This is a genomic window from Simiduia agarivorans SA1 = DSM 21679, from assembly GCF_000305785.2.
In the GTDB taxonomy this organism is placed as follows: domain Bacteria; phylum Pseudomonadota; class Gammaproteobacteria; order Pseudomonadales; family Cellvibrionaceae; genus Simiduia; species Simiduia agarivorans.
Genome location: NC_018868.3, coordinates 3,778,170 through 3,792,577, shown reverse-complemented (window position 1 = coordinate 3,792,577; position 14,408 = coordinate 3,778,170). Strand labels below are relative to the sequence as shown.

Sequence of the window (14,408 nt, the reverse complement as noted above, 5' to 3'; positions counted from 1 at the left end):
CGATGTTTGAAATACTGAAAGCTTTGCCCGCCGATCCGATTCTCGGCCTGTCCGCCGCCTTCAAAGCCGACACCAACGCTAAAAAAATTGATCTGGGTGTAGGCGTTTACAAAGACGAGCAAGGCAACACGCCAGTACTCAAGGCGGTAAAACAGGCAGAGCTTGCCTATTTCAACAGCGAAAGCTCCAAAGTCTATATTGGCCCGCCCGGCGCGGCCGGCGCCAACACCCTGTTGCAGAACCTGATTTTCGGCGCTTCGCATCCGGCCGTGACCAGCACCCGCGTGCGTACCATCCAGACCCCGGGCGGTTGCGGTTCATTACGGGTAGCGGCCGAATTCATCAAGAAGGCCAACCCACCCGCCACTATCTGGGTGTCTGACCCCACCTGGGCCAACCACATTCCCCTGCTGGGCAATGCCGGGCTCACCATCAAGACCTACCCCTACTATGATGCCACCACCCGCGCGGTAAATTTCAACGCCATGATGGAAACGCTTGGCACGGTGGGTAAAGGTGACCTGGTGCTGCTGCACGGCTGCTGTCACAACCCCTGTGGCGCCGACCTGAACCGCGAGCAATGGCAGGCGATCACGGAGCTGGCGTTGAAAAACGGCTTTACCCCGTTTATCGATATGGCCTATCAGGGTTTCGGCGAAGGCCTGGATGAAGATGCTTACGGCGTGCGCCTGATGGCGGAAAAAGTACCGGAGCTGATTGTGTCCAGCTCCTGCTCCAAAAACTTCGGTCTCTATCGCGAGCGCGCGGGCGGATTGTCCATTGTGTACCAAAGTGCCGCCGATGCGGACAAAGGCCAGAGCAACCTGCTGAGTGTGGTGCGCGGTATCTATTCCATGCCGCCGAATCATGGCAGCGCCATTGTGGAGACCATTCTGGCCAGTACTGAACTCACCAACATGTGGCACGATGAATTGGCGGAAATGCGCAATCGCATCAAAGCGCTGCGCGCATTACTGAATCAAAAGCTGATCGAAAAAGGCGCGCAACAGGATTTCGGCTTTATTGAGCATCAATCCGGCATGTTCTCTTTTCTGGGCATCAATAAAGACCAGGTCCAGCAGTTGGTGCAGAATTACAGCATTTATCTGGTAGACTCCAGCCGCATCAATATCGCCGGTATCAGTCAGGCCAACGTAGACTACCTGGCCGAATCGATCGTTGCCGTACTGAAGAAATAACCTTGCGTTTTAACATGGGGGTCAGACCCTATGGTACTTTCCTCTTAGGGCTACCCGCCAGGTAGCGCCCGGAAGAAAGAAGCACCATAGGATCTGACCCCGCACCTGTTTAAGGCATAACATGAAATCATGGACCCCCGACAGCTGGCGCGGCTATCCCATTCGCCAGCAACCCCAGTACCCGAACGCCGATCAACTGGCGCAGGTAGAAGCCCAATTAACCAAAATGCCGCCTTTGGTATTTGCCCAGGAAGCGCGCGATCTGCGTGAGCAGCTGGGCCGCGCGGCCCAGGGCAAAGCATTTTTATTGCAGGGTGGGGATTGCGCCGAAAGTTTTTCGGATTTTTCCGCCAACTCCATTCGAGATACATTCAAAGTCCTGCTGCAGATGGCCGTGGTGCTGACCTACTCCGGCCGCAAACCCGTGGTTAAGGTGGCACGCATGGCAGGCCAGTTCGCCAAGCCACGCTCTGCTGATCTGGAAACCCAGGACGGGGTTTCATTGCCTTCCTACCGCGGGGATATCATCAATCAACTGGATTTCACTGAAGCCGCGCGCACGCCCGATCCGCATCGCATGCTGCAGGCTTATCACCAGTCCACGGCCACACTGAATCTGGTGCGCGCGTTCGCCACCGGCGGCCTGGCCGACCTGCACAAGGTCAACCAGTGGAATCTCGATTTTGCCGAAGCGAGTCCATTGCGCGAACGTTATCTGGCGGTAGCCGAACGCATTCAGGACGCACTGGCGTTTATGGAAGTGTGCGGCGTGAATTCCGACAACACCCCGCCGCTGCACGCCACCAGCCTGTTTACGTCGCACGAAGCGTTATTGCTCAATTACGAGCAGGCGCTGACCCGCCGCGACAGCCTCACCGGCGACTGGTACAACTGCTCGGCGCACATGCTGTGGATTGGCGAACGCACGCGCCAGTTGGATGAAGCCCACGTGGAATTTTTCCGCGGCATTCACAACCCCATTGGCGTGAAAGTCGGCCCCGGCATGGGTGAAGACGAATTGATCCGGCTGATCGATGCGCTCAACCCCGACAATATCCCCGGCCGGCTGACCCTGATCACCCGCATGGGTGCAGACAAGTTGGCGAATAAACTGCCGTTACTGGCACGCAAAGTGAAAGCCGAGGGCCGGCAGGTGGTCTGGTCGTCCGACCCCATGCACGGCAATACGGTCACCAGCAGCAATGGTTACAAAACCCGCGACTTCAATGCCATCCTCACAGAGATCAATGAGTTTTTTGCTGCACTCAGAAGTGAAAACTGCGAACCCGGCGGCATCCATCTGGAAATGACCGGCCAGCACGTCACCGAATGTACCGGTGGCGCCTATCAACTGAGTGACGAGGATTTGGCCAACTGTTATCGCACCCAATGCGACCCGCGTCTGAACGGCGATCAGGTACTGGAATTGGCGTTTTGTATTGCGGATAAATTGCGGGTGTAACGTAAAGAAAAGCGGGGTCAGACCCTATGGTACTTTTTACTTAGCGCAGAGCGCTAGGTGAAAAGTACCATAGGGTCTGACCCCGATTTGTTTTAGCGGTGATACACCGCGTCGATTTCGTATTCCACTTCGCCGCCCGGTGTGCGCACCAGAGCAACATCGCCGACCGTTTTACCTATCAAGGCGCGAGCGATGGGTGAGGTAATGGAAATTTTATTCTCTTTCACATTGGCCTCGTCTTCACCCACAATTTTGTAGGTTACGACCGCGTCGGTTTCAATATTCAGAATATCGACGGTGGTACCAAAGATCACCTTATCCCCCTCCGGGATCTTGGTGATATCGATAATCTGGGCATTGCCCAACTTACCTTCAATTTCCTGAATACGGCCTTCGCAAAAACCCTGCTGTTCACGCGCGGCGTGATACTCAGCATTTTCTTTCAGATCGCCGTGTTCACGCGCTTCGGCAATGGCGGTCACAATGCGTGGCCGCTCCACTTTTTTCAGGTGCTCCAATTCCGCACGCAGCGCTTCGGCGCCTTCTACGGTCATAGGGAATTTAGTCATGCAATGATCCTCTTATGCAAATCCTGCAGGCGACGGACTTCTGTCTTCAGACCAAAGCGAATGGCAACACACAATGCCTCGGCCGCAGCCAGGGTGGTGGTGTAATAGACCCGATGACCTTCTGCACCACGGCGGATCGAGGCTGAATCCTTGATCGCCTGCTTACCTTCAGTGGTATTGATGATCAGATCGATTTCATCGTTCTTGATCATATCGACAATATGAGGCCGTCCCTCATTGACTTTATTGACGGTTTGCACGGTTAAACCCGCAGCCTCAATCACGGCGGCGGTGCCACGGGTGGCGCACAATTCAAAGCCAAGATCAGCCAACTCTTTGGCTACGGTGATCATGGAATCCTTGTCAAAGTCACGCACAGAGATAAACGCTTTACCCTTGGTGGGCAACACGTCGCCTGCACCCAACTGGGCTTTGGCAAAGGCTTCGGCGAAGGTATCACCTACACCCATCACCTCACCGGTGGAGCGCATTTCCGGACCAAGAATCGGATCCACTGAAGGGAATTTATTAAACGGAAACACCGCTTCTTTAACGCTGTAATAGCTCGGTACGATTTCGCGGGTGAAGCCCTGATCAGCCAGCGACATACCCGCCTGGCAGCGCGCGGCCACTTTGGCCAGAGACACGCCGATGCACTTGGACACGAACGGCACCGTGCGCGACGCACGAGGGTTCACTTCGATGACGTAAATCTCGCCGTCCTGATACGCCAGCTGCACGTTCATCAAGCCGATCACACCCAGCTCGATGGCCATTTTGCGTACCTGCTCGCGCATCTCATTCTGCACATCCTTATCCAGCGAGTAAGGCGGCAGTGAACAAGCGGAGTCACCCGAGTGCACACCACATTGTTCAATGTGCTGCATGATCGCACCGATCACCACATCCTTGCCGTCGGATACTGCGTCGATATCCACCTCGATGGCGTTATTCAGGAAGTGATCCAGCAATACCGGCGCATCTTCAGAGGCTTGCACCGCTTCGCGCATGTAGGTTTTCAGTTCGGATTCGTTGTAGACGATTTCCATGGCGCGACCACCCAGCACGTAGGAAGGGCGAACCACCAATGGATAGCCCACCCCTTCAGCCGAACGCAACGCTTCTTCGGTGGAGCGCACAATGGCGTTGGCGGGCTGCTTAAGGCCTAAACGAATCACCATCTGCTGGAACCGCTCACGGTCTTCGGCGCGGTCGATGGCGTCACTGCTGGTGCCGATAATCGGCACACCGGCCTCTTCCAGCGCGCGCGCCAGTTTCAGCGGCGTCTGGCCACCGAATTGCACGATCACGCCTTTGGGTTTTTCCAGTTCAACGATTTCCAGCACATCTTCCAGTGTCACGGGCTCGAAGAACAGGCGATCACTGGTGTCGTAATCGGTGGACACGGTTTCCGGGTTACAGTTGACCATGATGGTTTCGTAACCGTCATCGCGCATGGCCAGCGCCGCGTGCACACAGCAGTAATCGAATTCAATACCCTGCCCAATGCGGTTCGGGCCGCCACCCAAAACCAGAATTTTATCGCGCCCTGACGGATTCGCTTCGCACTCTTCCTCGTAGGTTGAGTACATGTAAGCAGTGGATGTAGAGAACTCGGCCGCACAAGTATCCACCCGCTTGTACACCGGGCGGATATTCAGCCCCTGACGGTGTTTGCGGAAAGTTTTCTCGGTAACGCCCAACAGTTTGGCCAGGCGCTTGTCGGAAAACCCTTTGCGCTTGAGCGCGAACATTTTTTCCGCGTCCAGTGACGACATTGTCACAGACGCCAGGCTCAATTCGGTATCCACAATGTCTTTGATCTGCACCAGGAACCAAGGGTCGATGGCCGACAGATTAAATACGTCGTCTACGCTCAGTCCGGCGCGGAACGCATCGGCCACGTACCAGATGCGCTTGGCACCGGGCGTGGTGAGATCGCGACGAATCAGGGTCATGGCATCGGGTTCATTCAGATCGACGATAGGCTCAAAACCGGCCGAGCCCACTTCCAGACCGCGCAGTGCCTTTTGAACCGATTCCTGAAAGGTGCGGCCGATGGCCATCACTTCGCCCACGGATTTCATTTGCGTGGTCAGACGCGCATCGGCTTCGCCGAATTTCTCGAAGGTAAAGCGCGGAATTTTGGTAACCACATAGTCGATAGACGGTTCGAACGACGCCGGGGTGGCACCACCGGTGATGTCGTTTTGCAATTCGTCCAGCGTGTAACCCACGGCCAGTTTCGCCGCCACCTTGGCGATGGGGAAACCGGTGGCTTTGGAGGCAAGCGCGGATGAGCGCGACACGCGCGGGTTCATCTCAATCACCACCAGGCGACCGGTTTTCGGGTCCACCGCAAATTGCACGTTGGAGCCGCCGGTTTCCACACCGATCTCGCGCAATACCGCCACCGAGGCGTTACGCATGATCTGGTATTCTTTGTCGGTCAGGGTTTGCGCCGGTGCCACGGTGATGGAATCGCCGGTATGCACACCCATGGGATCAAAGTTTTCGATCGAGCACACGATAATGCAGTTATCGTTTTTGTCGCGCACCACTTCCATTTCGTACTCTTTCCAACCGATGAGCGATTCATCAATCAACAGCTCATTAGTGGGCGAGAGATCCAGGCCGCGGGCACAGATTTCTTCAAACTCTTCCCAGTTGTAGGCGATACCACCACCAGAGCCACCCATGGTGAACGACGGGCGGATGATGCACGGAAAGCCAAATTCTTTCGGCACTTCCTTGGCTTCTTCCATGGTGTGAACGATCTTGGCGCGTGCGCACTCCAGGCCGATTTTTTTCATGGCCTGGTCAAACAGTTCGCGGTCTTCGGCTTTTTCGATCGCCTCTTCGTTGGCACCGATCAATTCAACGCCGAACTTTTCCAGCACACCGTGCTTGTGCAACGCCAACGCACAGTTAAGCGCTGTCTGGCCACCCATAGTGGGCAGCACCGCATCGGGACGCTCTTTTTCGATGATCGCCGCAACCGTCTGCCACTCGATGGGCTCGATGTAGGTGGCGTCCGCCATGGCCGGATCGGTCATGATGGTGGCCGGGTTGGAGTTCACCAGGATAACCCGGTAACCCTCTTCGCGCAGGGCTTTACAAGCCTGAGCGCCGGAGTAGTCGAATTCACAGGCCTGGCCAATCACGATGGGGCCGGCACCGATAATCAGGATGCTTTTAATGTCAGTTCTTTTTGGCATTGTGCTGTCGCCTGAATCTCAAAATTAGTTTGTCTGGTTTTGGGTGTACAGAGCGGGTCCTGTCAGGCCCGCGCGCTCATCAACTCGACAAAATGGTCGAACAAAGGGGCCGCATCGTGCGGACCGGGGCTCGCTTCCGGGTGCCCCTGGAAGCTGAAGGCCGGTTTGTCGGTGCGATGAATGCCCTGCAGCGAACCATCGAACAAGCTCTTGTGGGTTGCACGCAGATTCGCGGGCAAGCTGGCCTCGTCGACCGCAAAACCGTGGTTCTGTGCAGTAATCATCACGGTCTTGTTGTCCAGGTCCTGCACCGGGTGGTTACCCCCGTGGTGACCGAACTTCATTTTCACCGTTTTGGCACCACTGGCCAGCGCCAGAAGCTGGTGGCCCAGACAGATACCAAACACCGGAATGTCGGTGTCCAGGAAGGCTTTGATCGCGTCAATAGCGTAGGTACAAGGCTCCGGGTCACCCGGGCCGTTGGACAGGAAGATGCCATCGGGATTCATCGCCAACACGTCGGCGGCAGGTGTCTGCGCCGGCACCACGGTGAGGTCGCAACCGCGGTCTACCAGCATGCGCAGGATATTGCGCTTGACGCCGTAATCGTAGGCCACCACTTTGAATTTTTTCTCGGTGGGCGTCGGGAAGCCCTGGCCCAGCTGCCAGGAACCTTCAGTCCAGGCATAGGGCTTGTCTACCGTCACTTCCTTTGCCAGATCCATGCCTTTCAGGCCACCGAAGGCTTTGGCAGCGGCCAGCGCGGCGTCTTCATCGATCTCGCCGGCCATGATGCAGCCGCTTTGAGCGCCTTTGTCACGCAGGATCCGGGTCAGGCGGCGGGTATCGATATCGGCGATACCGACGATGCCGCGCGTGGCCAGATAGTCTTCCAGCGTCTGGGTGTTGCGGAAATTGCTGGCCAACAGGGGCAGGTCGCGAATCACCAGGCCTGCAGCCCAGATGGTTTCGCACTCTTCGTCTTCACTGTTAGTACCGGTGTTACCGATATGGGGGTAGGTCAGTGTGACCACCTGGCGGGCATAGGAGGGATCGGTGAGGATTTCCTGATAACCGGTCATGGCGGTGTTGAACACCACCTCTCCCACTGACTGACCGTCAGCACCAATGGCTTTACCGCGGAAAATACTGCCGTCTTCTAACACGAGAATGGCGGGACGATGGGCACCAGTAAACAAGTCGACCTCCTGAGGGCTGGCATAAAGTTCGGGTCAACGCACCCAAAACCCGCGCGCGGGCCATGGGTAACACCTTTTTCAGGCTGAGCAAAGCAACCATGCATTTCTGCACGTTTGCCGACGTTTACAGCTTTTCATGACAAGAAGAGCGCCGCAGGTTGTAAAAAAGCGAGATGAAACAGGGTTTCATCTCGCTTTTCAGAATTTGGCGTTGGACATTTCCTGCGGCCTTGGGCTTTGGTCAGACCTTACTTAGCCCGCAATTTTACGCAATGGTGCCGCCAGTGTCCACGTAAAAGCCGGGTAAATTTCACCCGGCCGGCACACTTTTGTCCTCACACCTTGAATTGCTTAACAATCTTGGCCATGCGGGCCGCCATTTCCGCCAATCGTGCTGTGCTGGTGGCGATTTCAATCGAGCCCTCGGAGGCCTTGCGGGCAACATCGGCAATGTTTTCCATGTTGCGTTCCATTTCACGGGTCGCGGCGCTTTGCTCTTCCGATGCACTGGCAATCTGGTTGGTCTTATCTTTGATGGCACCCACACCACCGGTGATGGCATCCAGCGCCTGGCTGGCTTCCTCGGCCTGGGTAACCGACTCAGAGGCCTGACCTGTGCCCTTTTCCATCATCTGCACCGCTTCGCGGGCACCCGACTGCAAGCGCTCAATCATCACCTGAATTTCCTGGGTGGACGATTGCGTGCGCGAGGCCAGGGTGCGCACCTCATCTGCGACCACCGCAAAGCCGCGTCCCTGTTCACCGGCCCGGGCCGCCTCAATGGCCGCGTTCAATGCCAACAGGTTGGTTTGCTCGGCGATACCCCGGATCACGTCCAACACGCTGCCAATGGAATCCGTCTCTGCGCGCAGCTTGTCGATCACTTCGGCGGCGGCATCAATGTCGCGGGCCAGCCCTTCAATTTTGCTTACTGTACTGCTCACAACGGCACGACCGGCATTGGCCTGCTTGTCGGCTTCCTCGGCGTTGGCGGCAGCCTGTGACACATTGGACGCCACGTCGCCCACCACGGCGGCCATTTCCCGCACTGCGGTCACCACCTGCTGGATTTCCGTTTGCTGGCGCACCACGCCGCGCTCGGTTTCTTTCGCCGTGCCGGACAGGCCATTGGCCTGGCTGTTGAGGTCAGTCGCCGTTTCCGCAAAGTCAGCGATAATGCCGTGCACCTTATCAACAAAGGTATTGAACGCGGTCGACAGGCGCCCCACTTCGTCCTGGGAATTCACCGGCAAACGCCGGGTCAGATCGCCCTCGCCCCCGGCAATGTCTTCCAACGCTTCGGCCACCGAGTTGATGGGGCCCACGATACCGGCCTGCAGTACGAAGGATATGATCGCAGCCAGAACACCGATGACCACCACGGTGACAATCGCGCCCCAGACTGCATCAGCAACGGCTTCTTTCAACTCATCCAGGCTGGTCAACAAGTAGATGGTACCGACTTTGCTGCCGCCCGATTCGATCACCGAGGTCACACTGACCCTGTCTTCAAGCAATACAACGCCGAGGTTGCCCGGGCTCGACGGGGCCCCTGCCGGCAAGCTTTCGCTGCCTTTACGGCCGCGCTCGTACCAAACAAAGGGTTTGCCATCACTGCCGTAAATGACTGCGCTCAACACCCGGTTCTGCAACTGCAAGCTGCCGAGAATATCGCGGGCCGACGCACTGTCGCCAAACGCAATGGCACCCACGGTGGCATTGCCGATAATCTCTGCAAGGTCCTGGGTATCCGATTGGATCGTTGCCTCAGCGCGCTTAACCTCCGCCCGTACCGACAGGGTACTGGAGATAATGACCGCCAACAGACTGGTGACGGTTATGCCCAGAAACACCTTCCACTTTAACGACAGGCTGAACATATTCATGTGATAGATACCTTAACTTTCAAGCACTTAGTATTTCCGGGCCACTATCGACCCAATCTCAATAATGCAGGTGACACGGTCAACCCGCTGGCAAGCAATGCAGTGCGATTAATCTGCATAGAGACCCGGTTACCCGAACCCACTACACCCACCATGCCACCTGCGGAGGCGAATCCCTCCATGTCACTTACCGACAGCACCTTCAGGTTATCGAGCCGTTGCAGGATTTCTTTAACTTCGGCCCTTAAACCCGCGGCAATAAACAACTGATGACAACCCGTAAATCCCCCGTCGGGTACCTGCTCCATCACGCGGACCACGATTTCGCGAGGCCCGACCCGGCGTCCGCCGAATTTGGCAGCCAGACTGCCCTCAAACGGATCGGGTCCGAGCACACACACCACAAAATCCGACCGACTGCCTGCAAAGGCTTCATCCGGCCAGGTTACGTGCTTGGCCAAACCCACCATAAAATCCGCCAGCACCTTGCGCCCGTTGTAGGTGTCGCTGAGACGATCCGCCAGCGACTGCTGGGAAAGCACCAGCCACAGGCCGAGCAGCAGCGTGCCTCTGAGAAGCAAATGCACAGATCTCGCAAAGGTTTCCCCAAACGCCACAGTGGTTCCTTCAGACGGTATTTATACAGGCACGCAAAAAGTGGCGAGCACACTTGAGCATAGTCATCAATCAGCCAAAGCACCAAATTGGCCCGACCAAAGGAGGGATTTGAGTCAGAAAAAAGCCCGCAAGGTGCGGGCTTTAAGGAGAACGGATAACGCGCAGGATCAGCGCAAGCCTAAAACATCCTGCATATCAAACAGGCCACTGTCTTTGCCTTTAAGCCAGGCGGCAGCCCGCACCGCACCGCGGGCAAACGACATGCGGGACGAAGCCTTATGGGTGATTTCAATGCGCTCGCCCTCGGCCATGAACATCACCGTGTGATCGCCAACCACGTCCCCGCCCCGCACGGTGGCAAAACCGATGGTATCGCGCTCGCGGGCGCCAGTCTGCCCCTCCCGGCCATAGACCGCCACCTTGTCCAGGTCGCGGCCCAGTGCATCCGCCAGGACCTCCCCCATGCGCAAGGCAGTACCGGACGGGGCATCGATTTTGTGGCGATGATGCGCCTCGTAGACCTCGACGTCGTAGTCGTCACCCAGTATTTCCGCAGCAGATTTAAGCAACTTGAAGCACAGATTCACACCTGTGCTGTAATTGGCTGCCATCACCATCCCGGTGGCATCGGCGGCCGCCAGCAGCTCGGTTTTTTCATCGTCGGAGAAGCCGGTGGTGCCTATCACTATAGAGCGGTGCGCGTCGGCACAGACCCGGGCATTGGCCAGCGTGGCTTTGGGGATTGTGAAGTCGATCAACACATCAAAATCATCGATCACCGCGTGAATATCGTCCACCACGGCCACACCCAGCTTGCCGACACCCGCAATTTCACCGGCGTCTGCCCCCACCAGGCTGGAACCCGGGCGTTCGATCGCCGCCGCCAGCTCGACGCCGTCGGCATTGGCAATCGCCTCGATCAGCATCTTCCCCATGCGCCCGCCGGCACCGGTTACTGCAAGTTTAACGGTCATAAAAAATCCTAATGTTGCCAGTGACTAGCAATAAATCAGTCGCTTATATTTTCATATCGCCAAAAAAGTTTTTCATGCCTTCAAACCAGCTGCTCTGGCGTGGCGAGTGCTTGTCACCGGTCATGGTGGACTGGAACTCTTTCAACAGTTCTTTTTGCTTGTTGCTGAGATTGACCGGTGTTTCCACGACCACTTTGCACATCAGGTCACCGGGGCTGCCTCCCCGCACGGGCACAACCCCTTTGCCGCGCAAACGGAACATTTTTCCGGTCTGGGTTTCCGCCGGCACTTTCAGTTTGACCCGACCGTCCAACGTGGGCACTTCCAACTCACCGCCAAGTGCCGCATCCACAAAACTGATAGGCACTTCGCAATAGAGGTTGCGGCCATCGCGCTCAAAAATACTGTGCTCTTTCACGTGCACCTGCACGTACAGATCACCGGGCGGGCCACCGGCCTCACCGGCCTCCCCTTCACCGGCCAGACGAATGCGATCGCCGGTATCAACGCCTGCCGGCACTTTGACTGACAGGGTGCGGGTTTCCTCTTTGCGACCCTGGCCGTGACAGCTGGTGCAAGGATCGGTAATGATGGTGCCACGCCCGCGACAGTTGGGACAGGTTTGCTGTACCGAGAAAAACCCTTGCTGCATGCGAACCTGACCGATGCCACCACAGGTGGTACAGGTACTGGCTTTGGTGCCTTTTTTCGCACCCGTGCCATCACAGGGCTCGCAGGCGACCAGCGTCGGTACTTTGATTTTTACCGTGGTGCCTTTGACGGCGCTTTCCAGATCCAGATCGAGGGTATAACGCAAATCGGAGCCGCGCGCAGGGCCACCCCGACCGCGGCCACCGCCGCCACCAAAAATGTCGCCGAACACATCGCCAAAAATATCGCTGAAATTACCAAAGCCCTGGCCGCCGCCACCGCCGCCCGCCATACCCTCAACACCGCGGTGACCGTACTGGTCGTAGGCGGCGCGCTTCTGAGCATCGGACAAAACTTCATAGGCTTCGTTAGCCTCTTTGAACTTGTCTTCGGCCTCTTTGTTATCGGGGTTGCGATCCGGGTGAAATTTCATAGCCACGCGACGATAGGCCTTTTTCAGCTCCTTTTCGTCGGCGCCGCGCTCCACACCCAGCACTTCGTAATAATCACGCTTTGACATAGTTTCGGTATCTTCGCTAAAAACAATGGCGCGGCTTTGCGGGCCGCGCCTGAGAGAAGGTTAACACCGGGCGAACAACGCGTTCGCCCGTGTCCGAGCCACGAGACTTTATTTCTGCTCGTCTTTCACTTCTTCAAACTCGGCGTCTACCACACCGTCATCGGCTTTGGCCTGCTCGGCACCGGCTGCGCCCGCGCCGCCGGCGGCCTGTTGGGCCTGCGCCTGCTCGGCATAAAGCTTCTGTGCCAGCGAGCTGGATGCTTCGGTCAGCTTCTGGGTCGCCGCTTCCATGGCCGCCTTGTCGTCACCTTTGACCGCCGTTTCGGCTTCCGTCAGTGCCGCTTCGATAGCCGCTTTCTCTTCCTCGGTCGCCTTGTCGCCGGCCTCGGTCAGCGTCTTTTTGGTGGCAGAAATCAGGCCATCCAAGGTGTTGCGCGCAGTGACCAGTTCTTCGAACTTTTTGTCTGCCTCGGCATTGGCTTCGGCATCGCGCACCATCTTGTCGATTTCGTCATCGGACAGACCCGAAGAAGCCTTGATCACGATGGACTGCTGCTTGCCCGTGGCCTTGTCTTTCGCGCTCACGTTCAGAATACCGTTGGCGTCGATGTCGAAGGTCACTTCAATTTGCGGCATGCCACGGGGTGCGGGCGGAATGTCGGCCAGGTCAAAACGACCCAGCGATTTGTTCTGCGCCGCTTGTTTGCGCTCACCCTGAACCACGTGAATGGTCACGGCAGTCTGGTTGTCATCGGCTGTAGAGAACACCTGCGACTTTTTGGTCGGGATAGTGGTGTTCTTGTCGATCAGTGGCGTGGCCACGCCGCCCATGGTTTCGATACCCAGGGTCAGCGGGGTTACGTCCAACAGCAGTACGTCTTTCACGTCGCCGGACAGTACCGCACCCTGAATCGCAGCACCCATGGCCACCGCCTCATCGGGGTTCACATCCTTGCGCGGCTCTTTGCCGAAGAATTCGGTCACGTATTTCTGTACCAGCGGCATACGGGTCTGACCGCCCACCAGAATCACGTCGTTGATCTCGCCCACAGACAGGTCGGCGTCGGCAATGGCCTGCTTCACCGGCTCCATAGAGCGCTTCACCAGATCTTCGACCAGTGACTCCAGCTTGGCGCGGGTCAGCTTCACCACCAAGTGCTTGGGACCGGTGGCATCAGCGGTGATGTAGGGCAGGTTCACTTCAGTCTGCTGGCTGGAAGACAGCTCGATCTTGGCCTTTTCTGCAGCCTCTTTCAGACGCTGCAGTGCCAGTGGATCGTTGTGCAGATCAATGCCGTTGGACTTTTTGAACTCGTCCGCCAGGTAGTCGATCAGGCGCAGGTCGAAATCTTCACCCCCCAGGAAGGTGTCACCGTTGGTGGCCAGCACTTCAAACTGGTGCTCGCCATCCACGTCGGCGATTTCGATGATGGAGATATCGAAGGTACCGCCACCCAGGTCGTAAACCGCAATGGTGCGATCGCCTTTCACCTTGTCCATGCCGTAGGCCAGGGCCGCGGCAGTGGGTTCGTTGATGATGCGCTTCACTTCCAGACCGGCAATTTTACCGGCGTCTTTGGTGGCCTGACGCTGGGAATCGTTGAAGTAAGCCGGTACGGTAATTACCGCCTCGGTCACCGCTTCGCCCAGGTAGTCTTCGGCGGTTTTCTTCATCTTTTTCAGCACTTCGGCAGAAATCTGCGGCGGCGCCTTACGGTCACCCTTCACTTCTACCCAGGCATCACCATTGTCGGCGCCAACAATTTTGTAGGGCACCATTTTGATGTCTTTCTGCACTACGTCATCGGTGAACTTGCGGCCGATCAGGCGCTTCACCGCGAACAGGGTGTTAGTGGGGTTGGTGACGGCCTGGCGCTTGGCACTCTGGCCAACCAGTACTTCGCCATCTTCGGTGAAAGCGACGATTGAGGGCGTGGTGCGATCACCTTCCGCGTTTTCGATCACGCGGGTCTTGTCGCCTTCCAGAACGGACACACAAGAGTTGGTGGTGCCCAGGTCAATACCGATAATCTTGCCCATGGAAAAATCTCCGAATAAAAACTTGTTTCAAATGCGGCGCCGGTTCAGTCCAGCGCGGCCGGTTGTTTTGCC

10 protein-coding genes are annotated in these 14,408 nt (G+C 57.0%); 2 read left to right on the top strand and 8 right to left on the bottom strand.

Going from position 1 to position 14,408, the window contains the following annotated elements:
- Positions 1-2: 2 nt before the first annotated feature.
- Both M5M_RS16895 and M5M_RS16890 read left to right on the top strand, forming a co-directional pair.
- Complete coding sequence (locus M5M_RS16895) at positions 3-1,199, top strand: amino acid aminotransferase (protein ID WP_015048723.1); 1,197 nt, start codon at positions 3-5, stop codon at positions 1,197-1,199.
- A gap of 121 nt (positions 1,200-1,320) precedes the next feature.
- Positions 1,321-2,661 (top strand): class II 3-deoxy-7-phosphoheptulonate synthase, encoded by a 1,341-nt coding sequence (locus M5M_RS16890; protein ID WP_015048722.1) that lies wholly within the window; start codon positions 1,321-1,323, stop codon positions 2,659-2,661.
- Positions 2,662-2,753: 92 nt separating this feature from the next.
- Here the strand turns inward: M5M_RS16890 and greA are convergent, their stop codons facing one another.
- The 8 genes from greA to dnaK form a co-directional block, all read right to left on the bottom strand.
- Positions 2,754-3,230, bottom strand: coding sequence for a transcription elongation factor GreA (gene greA, locus M5M_RS16885; protein ID WP_015048721.1), 477 nt, complete (start codon positions 3,228-3,230; stop codon positions 2,754-2,756).
- Positions 3,227-6,448 (bottom strand): carbamoyl-phosphate synthase large subunit, encoded by a 3,222-nt coding sequence (carB, locus tag M5M_RS16880; protein ID WP_015048720.1) that lies wholly within the window; start codon positions 6,446-6,448, stop codon positions 3,227-3,229. Before carB ends, greA begins: the two co-directional genes overlap by 4 nt.
- A gap of 62 nt (positions 6,449-6,510) precedes the next feature.
- A complete protein-coding gene (gene carA, locus M5M_RS16875) occupies positions 6,511-7,647 on the bottom strand; it encodes a glutamine-hydrolyzing carbamoyl-phosphate synthase small subunit (RefSeq protein WP_015048719.1) in 1,137 nt (378 codons plus the stop codon).
- A 335-nt stretch (positions 7,648-7,982) separates the two neighbouring features.
- Positions 7,983-9,533: a methyl-accepting chemotaxis protein gene (locus M5M_RS16870; RefSeq protein ID WP_015048718.1), complete on the bottom strand. Its 1,551-nt coding sequence runs from the start codon at positions 9,531-9,533 to the stop codon at positions 7,983-7,985.
- 44 nt (positions 9,534-9,577) lie between these two features.
- Positions 9,578-10,150 (bottom strand): YfiR family protein, encoded by a 573-nt coding sequence (locus M5M_RS16865; RefSeq protein WP_015048717.1) that lies wholly within the window; start codon positions 10,148-10,150, stop codon positions 9,578-9,580.
- A gap of 168 nt (positions 10,151-10,318) precedes the next feature.
- Positions 10,319-11,125 carry a 4-hydroxy-tetrahydrodipicolinate reductase gene (gene dapB, locus M5M_RS16860; RefSeq protein ID WP_015048716.1) on the bottom strand — a complete coding sequence of 269 codons (807 nt, stop codon included), beginning with the start codon at positions 11,123-11,125 and terminating at the stop codon, positions 10,319-10,321.
- A gap of 43 nt (positions 11,126-11,168) precedes the next feature.
- Positions 11,169-12,296, bottom strand: coding sequence for a molecular chaperone DnaJ (dnaJ, locus tag M5M_RS16855; RefSeq protein ID WP_015048715.1), 1,128 nt, complete (start codon positions 12,294-12,296; stop codon positions 11,169-11,171).
- A 108-nt stretch (positions 12,297-12,404) separates the two neighbouring features.
- Positions 12,405-14,336 carry a molecular chaperone DnaK gene (gene dnaK / locus M5M_RS16850; RefSeq protein ID WP_015048714.1) on the bottom strand — a complete coding sequence of 644 codons (1,932 nt, stop codon included), beginning with the start codon at positions 14,334-14,336 and terminating at the stop codon, positions 12,405-12,407.
- Between the last annotated feature and the right edge of the window lie 72 nt (positions 14,337-14,408).